General features: G+C 55.0%; 16 protein-coding genes and 1 tRNA gene. 11 read left to right on the top strand and 6 right to left on the bottom strand.

All coding sequences use genetic code 11. From position 1 onward, the window contains the following. Positions 1 to 80 precede the first annotated feature (80 nt). From WG31_RS11070 to WG31_RS11050, 4 genes are all read left to right on the top strand, one after another. Positions 81 to 656 (top strand): hypothetical protein, encoded by a 576-nt coding sequence (locus WG31_RS11070; protein ID WP_061487160.1) that lies wholly within the window; start codon positions 81 to 83, stop codon positions 654 to 656. A 1,027-nt stretch (positions 657 to 1,683) separates the two neighbouring features. After that, entirely contained in the window at positions 1,684 to 2,034 is a 351-nt protein-coding gene (locus tag WG31_RS16095) for a hypothetical protein (protein ID WP_231888574.1), read from the top strand. A 29-nt stretch (positions 2,035 to 2,063) separates the two neighbouring features. Further along, positions 2,064 to 2,330, top strand: coding sequence for a hypothetical protein (locus tag WG31_RS11055; RefSeq protein ID WP_244896452.1), 267 nt, complete (start codon positions 2,064 to 2,066; stop codon positions 2,328 to 2,330). A 144-nt stretch (positions 2,331 to 2,474) separates the two neighbouring features. Further along, positions 2,475 to 3,032, top strand: coding sequence for a phosphate-starvation-inducible PsiE family protein (locus WG31_RS11050; RefSeq protein WP_063354549.1), 558 nt, complete (start codon positions 2,475 to 2,477; stop codon positions 3,030 to 3,032). 465 nt (positions 3,033 to 3,497) lie between these two features. Here WG31_RS11050 and WG31_RS11040 read toward each other — a convergent pair whose 3' ends face one another. Then, positions 3,498 to 3,980: an Hsp20 family protein gene (locus tag WG31_RS11040; RefSeq protein ID WP_063354962.1), complete on the bottom strand. Its 483-nt coding sequence runs from the start codon at positions 3,978 to 3,980 to the stop codon at positions 3,498 to 3,500. Between the two features lie 684 nt (positions 3,981 to 4,664). Further along, positions 4,665 to 5,324 (bottom strand): TetR/AcrR family transcriptional regulator, encoded by a 660-nt coding sequence (locus WG31_RS11030; protein WP_063354547.1) that lies wholly within the window; start codon positions 5,322 to 5,324, stop codon positions 4,665 to 4,667. A gap of 108 nt (positions 5,325 to 5,432) precedes the next feature. Between WG31_RS11030 and WG31_RS11025 the strand changes: the two genes are divergently transcribed. Further along, the gene (locus tag WG31_RS11025; RefSeq protein ID WP_063354546.1) at positions 5,433 to 5,999 is read left to right on the top strand and encodes a hydrolase; all 567 of its coding nucleotides are present in this window, start codon (positions 5,433 to 5,435) and stop codon (positions 5,997 to 5,999) included. Positions 6,000 to 6,047: 48 nt separating this feature from the next. Further along, positions 6,048 to 7,472, top strand: a complete 1,425-nt coding sequence (locus WG31_RS11020; RefSeq protein WP_048837087.1) for a DHA2 family efflux MFS transporter permease subunit — start codon at positions 6,048 to 6,050, stop codon at positions 7,470 to 7,472. A 135-nt stretch (positions 7,473 to 7,607) separates the two neighbouring features. Here WG31_RS11020 and WG31_RS11015 read toward each other — a convergent pair whose 3' ends face one another. The 4 genes from WG31_RS11015 to WG31_RS11000 all read right to left on the bottom strand — a co-directional run bounded on the left by WG31_RS11015 (position 7,608) and on the right by WG31_RS11000 (position 11,303). Next, positions 7,608 to 8,498, bottom strand: coding sequence for a 3'-5' exonuclease (locus WG31_RS11015; protein ID WP_006560305.1), 891 nt, complete (start codon positions 8,496 to 8,498; stop codon positions 7,608 to 7,610). A gap of 893 nt (positions 8,499 to 9,391) precedes the next feature. Continuing rightward, on the bottom strand, positions 9,392 to 9,766 hold the full coding sequence (locus tag WG31_RS15575; protein ID WP_052944628.1) for a helix-turn-helix transcriptional regulator: 375 nt from the start codon (positions 9,764 to 9,766) through the stop codon (positions 9,392 to 9,394). A 181-nt stretch (positions 9,767 to 9,947) separates the two neighbouring features. Next, on the bottom strand, positions 9,948 to 11,132 hold the full coding sequence (locus WG31_RS11005) for a tyrosine-type recombinase/integrase (RefSeq protein ID WP_082786083.1): 1,185 nt from the start codon (positions 11,130 to 11,132) through the stop codon (positions 9,948 to 9,950). 95 nt (positions 11,133 to 11,227) lie between these two features. Beyond that, positions 11,228 to 11,303: transfer RNA gene (locus WG31_RS11000), tRNA-Glu, on the bottom strand. Positions 11,304 to 11,709: 406 nt separating this feature from the next. Between WG31_RS11000 and cysG the strand changes: the two genes are divergently transcribed. From cysG to WG31_RS10975, 5 genes are all read left to right on the top strand, one after another. Beyond that, a complete protein-coding gene (gene cysG, locus WG31_RS10995; RefSeq protein WP_063354544.1) occupies positions 11,710 to 13,113 on the top strand; it encodes a siroheme synthase CysG in 1,404 nt (467 codons plus the stop codon). A gap of 91 nt (positions 13,114 to 13,204) precedes the next feature. Further along, positions 13,205 to 14,632: an FAD-binding oxidoreductase gene (locus WG31_RS10990; protein WP_063354543.1), complete on the top strand. Its 1,428-nt coding sequence runs from the start codon at positions 13,205 to 13,207 to the stop codon at positions 14,630 to 14,632. Positions 14,633 to 14,730: 98 nt separating this feature from the next. Continuing rightward, positions 14,731 to 15,543, top strand: a complete 813-nt coding sequence (locus WG31_RS10985) for a MetQ/NlpA family ABC transporter substrate-binding protein (RefSeq protein WP_006115902.1) — start codon at positions 14,731 to 14,733, stop codon at positions 15,541 to 15,543. Continuing rightward, positions 15,540 to 16,523 (top strand): methionine ABC transporter ATP-binding protein, encoded by a 984-nt coding sequence (locus tag WG31_RS10980; RefSeq protein WP_063354542.1) that lies wholly within the window; start codon positions 15,540 to 15,542, stop codon positions 16,521 to 16,523. The genes WG31_RS10985 and WG31_RS10980 overlap by 4 nt, the downstream gene beginning before the upstream one ends. After that, entirely contained in the window at positions 16,504 to 17,178 is a 675-nt protein-coding gene (locus WG31_RS10975) for a methionine ABC transporter permease (RefSeq protein ID WP_063354541.1), read from the top strand. Before WG31_RS10980 ends, WG31_RS10975 begins: the two co-directional genes overlap by 20 nt. Positions 17,179 to 17,213: the final 35 nt, after the last annotated feature.

Here is a 17,213-nt window from a genome sequence, read left to right as displayed (position 1 = left end):
CACCTCTTGCTGGCGCTATTTACCCAGCCCATATTCCTGCCGTCGTCCGACACTGCTTAACAGACACGGAGGATTCCAAAATGCATTTTTCTCGTATGATTCAGGCCGGCACCTTTGTTGCAACACTGGCCTGCGGCGCGGCTGCCCTGCCTGCGCAGGCTCAGGATACGTTGCGCGTCGTTGATGCACGGGGACACCAGGTCGGTATCCTGGTCCCGGTCCAGGGCATCGCAACGACAGCGGCAATGCCTGATATCGACATCATGTTCGAGGCCGTTGATCGCATGATGGCACGCAATATGGCTCTCATGGAGGCGGTCGATCGGACATTGGGCTCGCGGCTGGACGGCGTCCTGCGCGCTGTTCCGGCTGTTGGTCATGACCTCCCGAAACAGAGCATGTCCTGGCAGCGTTTCGAGGCGGTCAGCACCGGTGGACCCACCGCCTGTACGCAGACGATCACGATCACATCAAACGGTCAGGCGGCGCCAATCGTTCATGTGTCACGCACCGGAAGCAAGTCCTGTGCGACGCTCCCCGCGCCGACGGCAGTTGACAATCCCGGAGGTCAAAAGACTGTTTCCACGGCTCTGACGCCCGCCGTCGAGACGCGGATGGAAGTCCCGACAAACGGACGCGCTGGAAGCGCTCTCTAAAACAGGTGGTGGCGGGAAAACCCCGGGCCACCATCATAGAAGGAAAATATATTGATTTTCTGTGATCATCGCCATGATGTTTAACGAATATCAACAAAACCCCTGTAATTTCCGTCCGCAACACCGCCACAAAAAATAAATACAAATATAAATAATAAAATTATCCATGAAAAAGGATCTGCATTTCGTGCCCCTTGACGAGGCAAGCATCTCTTCCAATCTTGCTTTCGCTGGAAGCCATCGGGTCCGGCATAGGCTCTGTGAGCCAGACAACTGAAGTCCATGTTGCTTTAATCGGAGGATGTGGATGTCGACACTGAAAGGACTTTATTCCCGCTATCGCCGCTCCTTGCGTACAGCCGCCCGGAGATGGCGCAACCGACTGGAGGGAGGCGTATCATGGTAACGCGCCCCCTTTTCGGAGACGATCCGCTCGCTCCGCGTGTCCTCTCCGTGCTCCGCCGCCTCGGTCATGACGGACGTGGCGTGACGCTGACGTCTCTGGTGGCCCATACCGGTATACCGGGGATCAGACTTCGCTCCACGCTGGAACGCCTGGTCCAGGCGGGCGCGGTCGCCCCTGCCGGGTGTGATCCCCTGGCTTCTGATCTCGCGTTCCGTCTCCCCATGCGGGCAAGAGCCGTACCGCCAGTTCCGGTCGCGGCGTAAGGCACTGACCGCGCCGGGTAGATCAGAAACGCCTTCTCCGAGCGGAAGCACCATCTTTTCTGGAACGACCGCACGAATGAGAGGGTGGAGCGGGGCCTTGCATCGGAGGCCCCGCGTCTCTGAAGATGAAATCAAAAGCAGCAAGAACAGGGAGATGTCGAGTTTTATCCATTTTCTCAACCTGAAGGCGCTTCAGCACTATTGGAATAACCATCCCCCCGTGCCCCGTTCACTGGGGACAATGAGGCCAGTTTGGTCGCATTCCGCCGGAGAGACGGAGCGAGCGGAACAGACGGCCAAACAACCTCGGCGCCTTCGGCAGAGGGAGAGACCACACGTCGCTGTGGGTCTCGTCCTCATGCTGCTGGTCGGAATGGCCTCGCAGGCATCGGCTCATGCGCCGCATGATGTGCTGTCGTGCGAGACAGAAAAGCAGCCGGTGAACATTCCATCCATGCCACTGGCCCGCGCCATCGAGATATTGGGCCGGCAGACCGGGTGCCCGGTCCTTGTCGACCCAATCCTTATGGACGGCCGGACCTCGGCAGCCGTCAAGGGCGCCTATACGCCTCAGGCCGCCCTCCTGCATCTGTTCGGGTCCGTGCATGTCGACGTCACCGCCACTGTTTCGGGCTTGAGCGTCAGCCCTCTGGATGCGACGGCTCTGACATCGGGCGACACACGCCCCGGCCTGAGGACTGCATCATGACTCTTCACACGGACAGGCCAAACAGAATTATGTCGCTTCCGACCGTTCAGATCGGTACAGAGCTGGCGGTCCTGCTGGCCGACTATCTCGGCGACCAAGAAAAAAACCAGGGATATAACGGCCTCATGCGTCGGGCGGCTGACCATCTGATTTACCACTTGGTATCTCGCTGGAGAACCGCGCCAGACCCGGAAGCGACGGCCGTCGCCGTGGTCCAAAAACTCCTGCCTGTCGCTGACCGCACGCACATGGCTAAGGCCTTGGCTAGTTGTTGGGAGACCTCGAAAACCAGCTGACATTGGCCTTGCCAAAAGGCGTGCGAGACCTTGCCCGAACATTGTCTTGTCGCCTGCCACGCTGGCAGCGGCTTTGAACCGGATGTACGCCGGAAGGGCCACGACGTAGGAACTATAACCCAATTCATAGATGGGAAAACGGCTATGGAAGACCTCTCCATGAAACGTTCCTGGCAGAGCAGGGACTGGTCCCGCTTCATCAAGCTGTTCAGGGGCCTGACATTCTACGAGCGTTTTGAACAGGCGATCATTCTGACCCTGATTGCGCTCATCATGCTGGTCACCGCTATCGCGACGATTCATCTGATCAGCGCGGTATGGCATCTGGTCGTCGATGTCGGAATCGATCCGATCAACCAGACGATCTTCCAGGCGATTTTTGGCGCGATCTTTACTGTTATCATCGCGCTTGAGTTCAAACACTCCCTGCTGGTCGTTCTTGCCCAGCATGAGAACGTCATCCGGGTACGGACCATCGTCCTGATCGCCCTCCTGGCGATTGCCCGCAAATTCATCCTGCTGGATATGCATGATGTGACTGCCATGGAACTGTTCGCTCTCTCGGCGGCTGTTCTGGCGCTGGGCGTCGTCTACTGGCTGGTCCGCGAGCAGGATGCGCGTGTCGCGCGCGATGCCAGGGAACAGGCGCATCTCGAAGATAATCCTGCGGCCCGCTGTGAGCCTGAACGGTCTTCATCCTGAAGAATCGAGGTAAAGGCGGTCTATAACGCCGCCTTTACTCAATCCCCACTACCTCCCGTGCGATGAGGACGTCTTCTCCGGCGTCTCTGGCCCTGACGGTGCCAGATGATCTGTGTCGATGGGCCGGAACGGCGGAATGGGTTGTCCGGGATAATAGACCGGCCCCTTGTAGTTCTGATCCAACTGGCTTGCGTTCAAGCTGTCGACCAGCATATCACCCGTGCCGTCTTCGTAATGAGTGCGAGCCCCGGTTTTGGGGATTGTGGACGTGCCCTCAGTCGCCCTCGCATTGAACGATGTTGCAGCCGTCCGGACAATATCACCAGCATGTGCGCCCGACTGGCTCAGTAGAGACAAGCCCAGAGCAGCGCACGACAGAAATATTTTCATCCTCTTCATGCTCATGACCTTTCGAGATTCTTTCCCGGCCGGATGAATGGCCGGGGGAGAGTTTTCGTCACGCCATCAGGCTGCCTCTTTCCGCGCCTCGATCTGGGGTACGGCTTCCTCCGCACGGGTTGTAGAGGACGTAATCGCGATACGACGCGGCTTCATCGCTTCGGGTATCTCACGTTTCAGAGTAATGGACAGAAGTCCGTTCTCGAAGTGCGCATCGGTGACTTTCATATGCTCGGCCAGATCGAAGCGGCGTTCGAATTCTCTGCCCGCAATACCCCGATGGAGATATTCGGCGGCGCTTTGCGGCTCCGGCGCCTTTCGTCCTGTCACGACAAGAGTATTGCGCTCCTGTGTGATCGTAAGGTCGGCCTCGGCAAGTCCGGCAACCGCCATGTCGATCCGGTAATCATCCTCACCGGTCTTGACGATATCGTAAGGCGGCCAGTTATCGACCGCTGGAATCCGGCTGGCGAGATCAAGGGCGTTGAGCATTCTGTCAAAACCCACGCTCGAACGGAACAGGGGAGCAAAATCAACGGTGGCTCTCATAGCCATATCCTCCTTTGAGCAACATGGACACAAGATCAAAACTGATAGTTCTGTCTGCCGACCCCTTTGGCGGCCGGCAGATTCAATCTGGGCACTCCGTGCATGGTGTCAAGAGGTATCAAAAATGCAGAAAGGCAGGTTTGGGCGTCCTCAATCGTTCGCGTGTTCAGAGTGGACCAGAACAATGCCTGATAGCATCGGATGGAAGTTGCTAGCCGCGGCATTCGCCGCGACCATGCTGAGTGCCGCTCCGGCGGAGGCCTGGCCGTGGATTTATGCTGGACCACCAATTGTCGTTCCACCACCAGTCGTGGTCGCGCCGCTAGCTGTCAGTTGGGGTGGGCGGTCTCCTTCAGAAGGTTTATCAACCGCCGGTATGGCACATCAATGCCGCAAGGAGGCCTTCCACCCCATCTGACATGTCTTGTTCTATGATACGTTCTCAGAAGGGGCTGCTCTTATGCAGCCGAGCGGAGAATGCACTCGGGTGGGAGGAAACTCCATCAGCTCATGGTGATTGCGGACTGTCCGCTTAGGAGCTTGGCGAATGGGGGCTTGTATGTCCGGGATGAGGCGGAAGCCGCCGCTGCGCATCTCGCACTTCGCAAGTGCGGCCGATCTCTCGCGCCGTCAGTCGAAGGACGCATCACACCGGGAGAGTGTGGCTTCGTCTCCGGTTCGCATTTAGCGTGTCTTTCCATCCGTTGCGCTGTCTGAACCGCGCCGGAACGGCGCCAGCCTGTCGGAAAGATAAAGTCGGTTCATCCGCCGCAACTCATCGGGCGCGCCCGACGTCGTGGGCGCGTCGTTCGCGAGCATGCCGCGCAAGACTTTCATGGTGTTCAGAACGACCGCCGCGATGTCTTTCGCCAGCGCCTCATCCAGTCCCGGCGCACACACGCGCAGAGCCGCCGCAATTCCGGCCACGGCATGACCTCGCGCGCGGTCGCGGATCTCCATCTTGTCAGTCCGCGCCTCCATCAGGGCGGACAGCGATTTCACACGCGGATGAAGCGTGACAAGCAGTTCGATCAGGATATCCGCCAACGCTTCCGGCGAAAGCGTGGCCGCACGTTTGGCAAGTGCTGCGTATTCGTCTTCCAGAATGGCGATATGCCGCTGCACCAGAGCGTCCGCCACAGCCTCCTTGTTCGGAAAGAAGCGATAGAGCGAGCCGATCTTCGCCCCGGCGCGCGCGGCGATCTCCGCCATGGTCGTCGCCTCGTAACCGCGTTCCGCCATCAGGTCGGACGCAGCCGCGAGCAGTTCCTCGACGCGCTGGCGTCCGGCCGAGCGTAGCGGCTGAAGAGGTGTCCGTTTTGCTCTTGACGTATTTGAGTCCATCCTCAAATAATGCTCCTGTTTGAGTATATGCTCAACTTCTAACGGTTCCGTGCGGTCTGGACAACGCTTCGGGACGGTCGCGCGAACGTCAACAGGGAAGCTCACGCCATGATTTCACTTCCGCCCACCCGGACGGCCCTCGTCCTGATCGATCTCCAGAAGGGAATCACGGGACTGCCTTTGGCCCCGATACCGGGGGCCACGATCGTCGAACGATCGAAAGAACTCGCGGCGCGTTTCCGGGCCGCCGGTGCTCCCGTCATTCTGGTGAATGTCGCGTTCGCGCCCGATTTCGCGGACGCGGTGCATGCGGTCGTCGATCGCTCCTTTTCGCCGCCCGGAGGCTTTGCTCCCGACTGGACCGAACTGGTTGACGGGCTCGCCGGACCGAATGATCTGCGTATCACGAAACGGCAATGGGGTGCCTTCTACGGCACGGATCTTGACCTCCAACTGCGGCGACGCGGGATCACGACCATCGTGGTCGGTGGAATCGCCACCAATCTGGGTGTGGAATCTACCGCCAGAGCGGCGCATGAGCACGGATATAACGTCGTGCTCGTCGAGGATGTCATGTCCACATTCACCGAAGAGATGCAGCGCTTTGCCTGCGAAGAGATTTTTCCCCGTCTTGGCCGGGTGACGACGAGCGACGCGATCGCGCTGGATGCGTAAACGCATGGCTCATGTCTGCGCGTCTCACGGTTTCCCGCGAGATCATTCATGAACGCCAGAACGTCGTTGCCAGCCTTAGACCCGGATCAACTGCCTCCGGGCACCTGGAAAATCGTGAGCGTCGCGGCGGTCGGATCTTTCATGGCGCAACTGGACGCCACGATCGTCAATGTGTCGCTACCAGATCTCGTCGCGACCCTGCACGCTCCGTTTTCACACATTCAATGGGTGGTCAGCGGCTATCTGCTGGCGCTCGCCCTGACGTTGCCACTGAATGGATGGCTCGTAAGCCGCCTCGGGGGGCGAGCGGTCTATTTATGGTGCTTCGGTGCCTTCACGCTGACATCAGGCCTGTGCGCACTAGCGTGGTCTGCGCCGTCCCTGATCGTATTCCGGCTGCTGCAAGGCATGGCGGGCGGACTGCTCGCCCCTATGGCGCAGATGACGGTAGCTCGTGTGGCGGGCCGACAGATGCCGAGGGTCGCGAGCGCGATGACGGCACCTGTTCTGCTCGCGCCGCTTCTTGGACCCGTCGTCGCCGGTGCCATTCTCTCCGTCGCGTCCTGGCGATGGATCTTTCTTCTCAATGTGCCGGTCGGGCTTGCGGCTTTTGCCCTTGCCGTTCTGTTTCTCCCTGACGATCGACATGACGAGCGTTTCCGTCCACTTGACCTGACAGGGCTAGGATTTCTCGCGCCCGCTCTCGTCTCGTTTCTTTACGGCATGGATCATGTCGCCCGGCCTTATGGACAGGCGACCTTAGGCGCGTCCCTCGTGCTGTTCGTCCTGTATGTCCGATCCGCGCGACGCAAGGGTGATGACGCGCTGATCGACCTGCGCCTGCTGCGTGCGCCTGCCTTTTCGGTGTCGGCGATCATCATGTTTCTGACGAACGGGGTATCGTTCGCTGGTCAGATGCTTCTACCCATATGGCTGATCCACGCCTGCGGTGTCTCGCCCGAGCGGACGGGCCTGTTCATGGCACCCCTGGGTCTGGGGATGATGTGCGTCTATCCGCTCATTGGGCGTCTGAGTGACCGGTTTGACGCGCGCGATCTGACCGGTTGCGGGGCTCTTATCTCGTTGGTCGGAACAGTGATTTTGGTGGTGCTTGCCTATAGCGGTCTGAACGTTGCCCTGCTGAGCGTCGCCCTGCTTCTGCGCGGTGGTGGCGGAGGAGCCGTGGGCATTCCGGCGATGAGCGCGGGGTATGCGTCGATCGCTCGGGACGATATTCCCATGGCAACGACCGCGCTGAACATCATGCAAAGGATCGGGGGGCCGACGTTGACCACGGTGTGCGCCACATTCCTTGGATGGCGGCTCGCGACAACCGGTCCGTCTCATATCCCATCAGAGGCTTTTGCGGAAGCATTTGGAGTGCTCGCGTTATTTCATGGCGTTCTGCTGCTCACGACGCGCTTCATCAACCACCCAGAAAATAGCCGCGAACCTCGACAACCTTCGACGTGACTGTACTTTGAGCGGTCACCAAAAAAAACAAATTCAGGCAAGCTCTGCTGAATTTTTCTGCTTTGAGGGCGATTGCCGTCAGTCTGCTGTTGTCATGCCGAAGAGTAAGGGAGGATGAGAATGGAAAGGTGTGTTTCAGGCGCGGTGTGAGAAACGATCCCATGCGGTAATTTCACGGGTGAGTAGAGCGACCTCACGAAGATAGATTTCCGTTTTCAGGAAATGCAGTTCGTCTTCTTTTTGGGCTTGTGGCACTTCCGTAAACCACGCTTTGGGGCGACCATCGGTGCCGTCATTCCAGCGGTAGCCACGGGCCTTGAGTTTCTCTTTGAGATCAAAAGGCGCATTTTCTGCCCAGATCTGCCAGCGGGGTTGCCGCGCTTCCTGAAGCAGGGCGGAGAGGGCTGGGGTCTGTGTTTTAGGCAGACGTGTGGTGAGCAGGGTAACACCAGCCAGACAATCATCGGCGGCCCGGTGTCCATCAAAAAACCATCCGGCCTGCATGACGAGATAGCCAAGGCTGCGCCCTTCAAAGCCTTCTGCCTGCCAGGGCACATCTTCCATGGAGCAGGCCCAGGGCACTGTGGAAAACCCCTCCCAGAAGCGTTCGGCAAACAGCCTGTCAAATCTGGCATTATGGGCAACGATGAGGGCTGCCTGCGTCGCGAACTGGGCGACCTCTTCAGGGGCTATGGTTTTACCTGCAACCATCTCCTGTGTGATGCCGGTGAGGGCGGTTATTTCGGGAGGGATAGGGTGGGAAGGCTCTCTCAGACGATTGAAGGCTGGTAAGGTGCCGAGAATGCGGCCATCCAGCGTATAGACAAACGGCACCATCCCGAATTCGATGATTTCATGACAGGCCGGGTCGAGGCCGGTCGTTTCCAGATCCAGAAAAAGGCCTATACGGGTGTGATCACGTGGCCCCTGCGTCTCAAGCGGAAGGGGCGCGATACGACGTAAGACCCGGTAAGCGCCCGTGGCTTCCAAGGTGCGTGCTTGGGCTTCCAAAGGCGCGTGTTTCACAGAAGTTCTCCCTTACAGTCTGGTATGATAGACAGGAGACAGTCCGTTACAGGCTATGGTAGCATTAGAAGGGAAAAGTCTCATGCGAAAAGCCAGTTTTATCCTCGCGACAGCTCTTGGTCTTTTAGGGCCTGTTGGTTGTTTTGCCCAGTCATCGGGGGACTGGTTGCCACAATCAGGTGTGAAATCTCCCTATAGTCCTTTAGCGGTTCCCACGATGTTGAAACCGCTCCCGATGTCTTTGACCGAGTTATTGAACAAGGGCTTCAAGGTCATCAGCACGACGGACTATTCGGGGCAAGGGGTTCTTTTAACAATAGAAGGGCGTAAGCAGACGGTGTTGTGTGTGTTAACTGCACCTAATCCCCAGACAGATCAGAATGTGCCGACGTCACGCTGTTGGGCCTTGAATTAAGTGACCGATTTCCTGTCATACATTGATTGGAAAGAGGTGTTCGGTTGAGCGAAGGTGAATCTTTCTTTGGGTTGTGTCCTGGCTGTTATGGGTGGCTTCACGGCCTAACAGGTCATGAAGCCAAAGCTCTCGAATGTGACTTTCCTGATTTCTGAGCGTTGTTGAAACCAGATGGCGAAAGGAATGAAGGGTGACCTGCGTTGGCTTGTTCAGGTGCCGTTTATGTTGGGAAAAGGTCAGGTCAAAATTGGCTCCCGTACCCCGAAATTGGAGATAGGCACTTCAATGAAGAAAGAGAGGCCGGTGTTTCTGAATTCCGTAGAGACGTAAGCGGAAGTTATCTTCAGTGTACATTTTGGTGATCGTCAGAATATCTGATGCATCTGTATTGTACCCAGAGAGCGAACAGAACCTTCCGGATATGACAGGCTTGTTTTCTCGCGGGCAAAAGCGAGGAGTGCTGTTTCTTTAATGGTTCTCAGTTTGTCATGAAACCTGTTGCAAGACCAAGAAAACCATAGGCCCAGAGAAGATAGGTCATGAACAGTGCCATCATGACTGCGGTCCAATGCGCCATCTGTTTCTGACTGCGTTGTTCGGTCTTGCGGGGTCGGCCTGGTCGACGTTTGACCGTGACGGGTTCTGGCGTAGCGGGTTGATAGCCAGTTGTCCGCTGGTCGATAAACGCATCCAGAGCGGCAATTGGAAAAGCCCTGTCCCGTTTGCCATAGGTTACGGAAGCTGGACCACGTCCCTCGCTCACCAGATTCCGTAATCGACCATGGCTAATGCCCAGATAGGTTGCGGCATCGCGATAGCGCAAAACTTTAGGCGTGACGGGTGATTGGGCCAAGGATGCAGGACTCCCCAAAAGATACAAGATTTCAGATTGTTTTTTTGGGGGAGAAGAACGGCGTTAATCCGTGAAAACCTGATAGCACAGGACGAGAGATCAGAGAAAGAAAATTCTTTCTCTGATCTTTCATTTCATTTTCTGATGAAGTGATGGGGATCTGACAGGAGATGAAGAGACCTCAGTCCTTCAGCGGTTTCTCTTCTGACAGCATACCTAACACACGTTCAGCCTCCTCAATCTGACGACTGATGTCTTCAGGAACGGGCTGGTAATAGCGATCCAGTGATTTCAGATCGCGATGACCGGTCACGCGTTTGAGGTCGAGCGGATTGGGTAGCAATTTTGCTAACCGGCTGGTTGCTTCATGTCTCAGGTCGTGAAAGGTCAGATCTTTCAGTCCGGCATCTCGTACCATACGGCCATATCGAACACTGAACGCTGCTTCAGTCCCGACATCAAAGAGGCGCTGTGTTGGTTTGGGCTGATGCGGAAGCGTTGCAAGCTTCTCGATCAGGAGGCGACGTGCGCCAGGCGTGAGGGGGCGTATCTCTGGCCCGTGCTCTTCCTGATGGCGATGCGTCTTGGTCTTTCCGCTTTCGCCGCCCAGCTTCAGGGTGCGACGCTGAAGGTCAATATCGCCCCAGCGAAGCTGGAGGGCTTCGCCCCGGCGTGTGCCCTGCTCGATCGACCATCGCACAAGCCAGACATCATCCGGGTGAGGGGAGGCGCTGACGGCTTCAATCAGGCGTTCAAATTCTCCAGGGAGGGAAGAGTCCCGATTTTCCTTGAGACGGCGGTTACGTTTTTTGTCAGCCCCCTCTGGTCGTTTTACAACGCGGCCAGACGCATGATTGACGATGGCGATATCCCATTCCGAGATGGCATGCTGAAGAATAGAGGCCAAAAGATTAAGGCGTTTCACCACAGTTGCAGCTGCATATCCGGTTGCGGTCATGCGTTCACGGAAGCCACGGACGTCTGCGGCTGAGAATTTCGATAACCGTACCGAAGACAGTGCGGTGTCGCGCAGGATGGCTGGGATATGCCCGATCCGGTCGGCTTTCCGATCGGCCATGCACTCATCGCGATACCGTTCAACAAGTGTGCCAATCGTCATCTTGTCGAGAGGGCGTGTATCTGTGAACTGGCCAAGCTCTGCTTTGGCGGCTGTTTCATTGAGCCAGCGTCGGGCCTGTGCCGCAGTGGAGAAAGTCTGCTGCACCCGGCGGCCATCGACCACCTTACGGGTCATGTATTGCCTGGGGCCACGATAGCTTACGCCGCGCGGTAAAGCCTTGCCTGTGGCGGGATCTGTACGCCCGCTCATGACATCACCTGCCGGCGTGTTGATATCTTCCACCATGAGAAGATACTACGACGTTCCTCGCGATGGTGCAAAAATGGTGCAAAAACTAATATTTTTTGGAAGAGTTTCGCCAAAAAAGCCAATGAAAACAATGGCGTCCCGTACGGGATTCGAACCCGTGTTGCCGCCGTGAAAGGGCGGTGTCCTAGGCCTCTAGACGAACGGGACAAGAGGCTGATGCGGCTTCCTACGAGAAAAATATCTTCAGCACAAGCAGATTCTTTTGGAGTGTATACGTATTTGGTGGAAAAACGCAGGCAAACGTTTGATTTTTGGCAGAATACGGCCAATTACAGGTGAGAACTAACGCAAACATCCAAAAGCATATGATAATAATAGGGAAGGTTCATAAAGGTCATGTAGCAAGGGTGAAGTTGGTAAGCTGGGTCAACACCGAGCTTCAGAGAATATAACTTTTCCAAATATTGAATAGGTGCGTTCCAATTTATGTCAGTAATTTTCATACATTAAACAGGCGGCTTTTTGCCCATAAAGGTAGGGTCTGGAAATCTTTTTCGCGTTTGAGGTGTTTGGGCTCTTGCATCTAGAGCAGAAGCCTGCTTGCAGAGGCGCTATGCAAGGTTTGTCAGAAAATACAGGTTGGTTTCCCGTCGTGTTTCGCATGGAAGGCGAGCGGGTTCTTGTTGTGGGTGGCGGAAATGTTGCCGCTAGCAAGGTGCAGCTTCTTGTATCCACAGGTGCGCGGGTTGAGGTGCTTTCGGCTTCCTTGTGTTCCGAACTTGAACGGATGGTGGATAAAGGCACCATACACCATTTTCCACAGGATACATCTGCACAGGATTTGCAGCCGCGCCTTGCTGGCTGTCGTCTGGTTTATCTGGCAACCAATGATCGAGATCTGAACCAAGCACTTGCCACTCTATGCAAAGCGGAGAATGTGCCAGTTTGCGCCGTGGATGATCCGGCTATTTCCACATTTATTACGCCTGCATTGGTCACACGAGGGAAAGTGCAGGTTGCTATTTCTACTGGAGGAGCCGCTCCCGTTCTTGCCCGTAGGTTAAGAACAATGGTGGAGCGTGTTCTGCCAGAAGGTCTGCACCGTCTGGCAGATTTTATGTCCACTATGCGGGATGAATTGCGCCAGCGTATCCCTGATACTTCGGCACGCCGGCAGTTGTGGGAACGTTTTCTGGATGGAGAAGGTGCATGCGTTGCTTTGGCAGGCAATACGGTTGAAGCCACACGCAGCCTGCAGGAACTGGAAGAGGGGAACGCTGCCCGCGGTGAGGTCTGGTTGGTTGGGGCAGGGCCGGGTAATCCTGATTTGCTAACTCTGGCAGCTTTACGGTTTATGCAGGATGCGGACGTTATTCTGTATGACAATCTGGTTGGCCCAGAAATTTTGAATTATGTGCGGCGAGATGCCGAACGTGTTTTTGTAGGAAAAAAGCGCAATCGTCATACATTGCCGCAGGAAGACATTAATCATGAATTGGTGCGGCGTGCACAGGCTGGCCAGCGGGTTTTGCGTCTGAAAGGCGGAGATCCTTTTATATTTGGCCGAGGCGGCGAAGAACTGGAAACATTGGTAGAGGCCGGTGTACCGTTCCGGATTATTCCGGGTATTTCTGCTGCCAATGGATGTGCGGCATATGCTGGTATTCCACTTACACATCGTGATTGCGCGCAGGCATGCCTGTTTATTACGGGACATGCACGTGCAGACGGCGTGCTGAATCTGGAATGGGAAACCATTGCTCTTAAAAATCAGACAGTGGTGATTTATATGGGGCTGACAATGCTTTCTCAGCTTTGTGCCCAGCTTGTTAAGCACGGATTGCCTGAAAACTGGCCTGTCGCTGTTGTGGAAAAAGGTACTTTGCCAGAGCAGAGAGTATGCGAGGGCACATTAGCGACCCTACCAGCACTGGTGGCCGAACAGCAGATACAAAGTCCGGCACTGGTGATTGTTGGAGAGGTTGTACGCCATCGTGTGATCTCACCGCGTTATTAATTTAAGATACAAGATCAAGCCGTTGATATTTGCGGCACCTTTGCCAGCCGATTTAAAAAAGTCGCCGCTTATCGGAAAGACAGGACAGAATATGATAAACACTTCATTACCCCATGCAGACGCTGCCAAGCGGGCTGAGGCTGTGCTGGCGGAACTAAAAGCACAGTTTAATGAACGTGTTTCGTGCAATGAGTCTGTTTGTGAAGCCCATAGTCATGGAGAGGCTTTGCAGGTGGCCCGCATGCCCACTGCCGTGGTGTTTGCTGAAAGCACGGCGGATGTGTCTGAAGTGCTCAAGCTTTGCCATCATTATCAGGTTCCAGTGGTTGCATTTGGGGCAGGCACATCGGTGGAAGGGCATGTTACGCCCCCAGAGCATGCCATTAGCCTTGATCTTTCCCGTATGACAGAAGTGCTGGAAGTTAATCCGGCTGATCTGGATTGCCGTGTGCAGGCGGGTCTGACCCGGCAAGTGCTGAATGTTCAGTTGCGGGATACGGGCTTGTTTTTTCCGGTTGATCCGGGTGGGGAAGCAACATTGGGCGGCATGTGCGCCACGCGTGCTTCTGGCACAGCCGCTGTGCGTTACGGCACCATGAAAGAAAATGTGCTTGGGTTAACTGTTGTGCTGGCAAATGGAGAGGTTATTCGTACTGGTGGGCGGGTGCGCAAGTCTTCCACCGGGTATGATCTTACTTCTTTGTTCGTAGGGTCTGAGGGCACGCTAGGGATTATTACAGAAGTGCAGTTGCGCCTCCATGGTATTCCCGAACAGCTCTCGGCTGCCATTTGCCAGTTTGAAAATCTGCATGATGCCGTCAGCACAGCTATTGAAATCATCCAGATGGGGGTGCCTATCGCCCGGGTGGAACTGATGGACGATGTGCAGATGGCTGCCAGTATCAGTTATTCTGGCCTGACAGATCTACAGCCTCTTACAACCCTGTTTTTTGAATTTGCTGGTGCGCCAGAATCCGTGCGTGAACAGGTGAGTGTTACGGAAGACATTGCGCGCGAAAACAATGGGTTGCGCTTTATGTGGGCCGATACGGCGGATGAGCGTGCACGCCTTTGGAAGGCGCGGCACAATGCGTTTTGGGCTGCCAAAGCGATTGATCCTGCAGCGCGTGTTATCAGCACGGATTGCATTGTGCCCATTTCTCGCTTGGCAGATCTGATAGATGGCGTTCGGCAGGATATTGCGGCCTCTGGCTTGCAGGCTGCTATTTTAGGTCATGTTGGTGATGGCAATTTCCATACCCTGATCATGACAGAAGATAGTGATACCGGGCATGCCCGCGCGCTTGATCTTGATCGCAAGATTGTTGCACGAGCCTTGGCGATGGGGGGCTCATGCAGTGGTGAACATGGTGTGGGTTTGGGCAAGCTGGAATTTCTTGAAACCGAGCACGGGGCAGGGGCTCTGTCTGTCATGCGTGCGTTGAAAGCAACGCTGGATCCGTTGAACATTCTAAATCCCGGCAAGCTGTTGCCAGAAGGGCCTGTGTTCAAAGGGTAAGGAGCGTACGGGTGGCTCGCCCGTATAAACTTGACATTTACGTGTTATTTTCTGTTTATACACACAAAATCGTATTTATCTGGAATGGACTATAAATCATGTCTTCGTCCTTTTTATCCCGTAGGGTAATGCTTGCCGGAATGGGCGTGGCCATGATGGCCCCCTACGGTGTTGCGCGTGCAGATGGTCAGGTTTTGCGGATCGGCATTATTGCCGGTGAAGATGAAGATGTTTGGCGTGTGGTGGCAGAAAATGCCGCCAAGGAAGGGCTGACACTCAAGATTATTCCGTTTTCAGATTACAATGCGCCGAATGAGGCATTGGCTGAGCACGAACTGGATGCAAATGCGTTCCAGCATGGGCCATTTCTGGAAGCACAGAACAAGGCCAAGAATTTCCATATTGTGTCTGTCGGCAACACGTATCTGTCTCCTATAGGTTTGTATTCTCGACGCTGGAAGTCTGTTGCAGAACTGCCCAACAAAGCAGTTATTGGTGTGCCTAATGACCCAACAAATGAAGGGCGTGCCCTTTTGCTGCTGCAAAAACTGGGGCTGATTAAAGTGGCAGAAGATGCTGGTTTAGTGCCGACTGCATTGGATATTACCGAAAACCCACGCCAGATTTCTGTAAAAGAAATGGATGCCGGAATGGTGGGGCGCGCACTGCCAGATATGGATGCTGCTGTGGTAAATACAGATTGGGCCAACAAAGCAGGTATTGATTTACAGAAAGAACGGATTGCGCAGGAAGCCCCACAAAATAACCCATATGTCTGCTTTATTGCGGTGAACGAAGCAGATAAGGGTGCACCATGGGTGAGCAAGCTGGTTTCAGCTTTTCAGCAAGATAATGTCAAACAGGCGTTGGCACAGGCTTTTCATGGTGCAGTTGTGCCGGGTTGGTCATGAGTCTTTTACAGGTTGAACATCTTACCCGCTCATTTGGCGGCCAACCTGCCCTTAAGGATATTTCGTTTACGGTTGAAAAAGGCGATAGTCTCGGCATCATCGGGCGCTCTGGGGCGGGCAAGTCCACCCTATTACGGTGTCTGTGCGGGCTGGATCGTCCTCAATCGGGGCGTATTTTGTTAGAAGGGCAGGATCTGGCGGTTCTTCCAGAATCTCAGATTATTCCTTTACGCCGGCGTATTGGGCTTGTGTTCCAGCATTTCAATTTGCTGACATCCCGCACTGTGGCGGCCAATGTGGCTTTGCCATTAGAAATTGCAGGCATACCACGGGATCAGCGCGTGAAGCGTGTAGCGGAACTGCTTGATCTGGTGGGTTTGGCCGATCATGCTCATAAATATCCGGCTATGCTCTCTGGCGGGCAAAAGCAACGTGTTGGTATCGCCCGTGCCCTTGCAGCACAACCTGCCTTGCTGTTGTGTGATGAGGCCACTTCTGCGTTGGACCCTGAAACGACAGAGTCGATATTGGCTTTGTTAAACAGCATCAATCGTGAATTGGGGCTGACTATTGTTTTTATTACACATGAAATGGACGTTGTGCGTGCATTAGCCAGGCATGTTCTTGTGTTGGATCATGGCCGGGTTGTGGCACGAGGCCTTCCGGCGGATATTTTGGAAGAAACCAGCCTGCAAGCTGCCTTACCCCCGAATATGGAACGCAGCCCACAAGAAGGGAGTCATGCAGTGGTCAGGTTAACGGTGGACCAGAACCTAATTATGGCGCCGTTACTGCAAAATGTGCAGCAGATGTGCCAGACACAGGCCTCTTTGTTGCGCGTTATTCCTGCCGAGGATGCGGAATATCAGGTGTTGGATGTTTTGTTGCAGATTGGAGATGTTTCCGTTGCGACCATGAACTTTCTTCAGCAAAATTGTCATGCAGCAGAAGTGGTAGGATATGTCCCGGCTCATTCTTGATCTGCTATGGCACGCTACAGTCGAAACGCTGATAATGGTGCTGGTATCTGGGGTTATTGCAGTAATTTTTGGGCTGCCATTAGCTGTTTTTATGGTTGTTGCAGGGCGTGGTGGCCTTTACCCATTGCCTGTGCTGCCACGTTTACTTGGTGTGGTGATTGATGCCATCCGGGCTGTGCCATTTATTATTCTTCTGGTGCTGCTTATTCCATTTACGCGGATAGTTGTTGGAAGTGCGTTGGGCACAACGGCTGCCATTGTCCCGCTTTCCATTGCTGCTATTCCGTATTTTGCACGCATTGCTGAGGTTTCGTTGCGGGAAGTTGATCATGGATTGGTGGATGCCGTACGTGCCATGGGCGGAACACGGTGGATGGTTATCCGTTATGTTTTGCTACCAGAAAGCATGCCAGCGCTTGTATCTGGCATAACGGTTACACTGGTGACCTTGGTGGGTGCATCAGCTATGGCTGGCACTATTGGGGCTGGCGGTTTGGGGGATCTAGCTATTCGTTATGGCTATCAGCGCTTTAACACTACCGTGATGTTAGGAGTGGTCGCCGTATTGATTGTGTTGGTGACGGGGATGCAGGCTTTGGGCAACTGGCTTTCCCGCATCTTACGCCATTCTGAGCGCATCAGAATAGCCGACTAAAGTTTAAAAATGGCCTCTCTATTCTTCATCAAATA

The sequence above is a fragment of the Acetobacter oryzifermentans genome (assembly GCF_001628715.1).
GTDB lineage: Bacteria > Pseudomonadota > Alphaproteobacteria > Acetobacterales > Acetobacteraceae > Acetobacter > Acetobacter oryzifermentans.
Note: the sequence above shows the minus strand (reverse complement) of the source record. Positions and strands in the feature narration are given on the sequence as shown.

Excerpts from the sequence above, each read along its gene's own strand:
- WG31_RS11040 (WP_063354962.1), bottom strand. The coding sequence starts at position 3,980 with ATGAGAGCCACCGTTGATTTTGCTCCCCTGTTCCGTTCGAGCGTGGGT.
- WG31_RS11070 (WP_061487160.1), top strand. The coding sequence starts at position 81 with ATGCATTTTTCTCGTATGATTCAGGCCGGCACCTTTGTTGCAACACTG.
- WG31_RS11055 (WP_244896452.1), top strand. The coding sequence starts at position 2,064 with ATGTCGCTTCCGACCGTTCAGATCGGTACAGAGCTGGCGGTCCTGCTG.
- WG31_RS11030 (WP_063354547.1), bottom strand. The coding sequence starts at position 5,324 with ATGGACTCAAATACGTCAAGAGCAAAACGGACACCTCTTCAGCCGCTA.
- WG31_RS11005 (WP_082786083.1), bottom strand. The coding sequence starts at position 11,132 with ATGGTGGAAGATATCAACACGCCGGCAGGTGATGTCATGAGCGGGCGT.
- WG31_RS10985 (WP_006115902.1), top strand. The coding sequence starts at position 14,731 with ATGTCTTCGTCCTTTTTATCCCGTAGGGTAATGCTTGCCGGAATGGGC.
- WG31_RS10980 (WP_063354542.1), top strand. The coding sequence starts at position 15,540 with ATGAGTCTTTTACAGGTTGAACATCTTACCCGCTCATTTGGCGGCCAA.
- WG31_RS11020 (WP_048837087.1), top strand. The coding sequence starts at position 6,048 with ATGAACGCCAGAACGTCGTTGCCAGCCTTAGACCCGGATCAACTGCCT.
- WG31_RS10975 (WP_063354541.1), top strand. The coding sequence starts at position 16,504 with ATGTCCCGGCTCATTCTTGATCTGCTATGGCACGCTACAGTCGAAACG.
- WG31_RS11050 (WP_063354549.1), top strand. The coding sequence starts at position 2,475 with ATGGAAGACCTCTCCATGAAACGTTCCTGGCAGAGCAGGGACTGGTCC.
- WG31_RS10990 (WP_063354543.1), top strand. The coding sequence starts at position 13,205 with ATGATAAACACTTCATTACCCCATGCAGACGCTGCCAAGCGGGCTGAG.
- cysG (WP_063354544.1), top strand. The coding sequence starts at position 11,710 with ATGCAAGGTTTGTCAGAAAATACAGGTTGGTTTCCCGTCGTGTTTCGC.
- WG31_RS16095 (WP_231888574.1), top strand. The coding sequence starts at position 1,684 with ATGCTGCTGGTCGGAATGGCCTCGCAGGCATCGGCTCATGCGCCGCAT.
- WG31_RS11025 (WP_063354546.1), top strand. The coding sequence starts at position 5,433 with ATGATTTCACTTCCGCCCACCCGGACGGCCCTCGTCCTGATCGATCTC.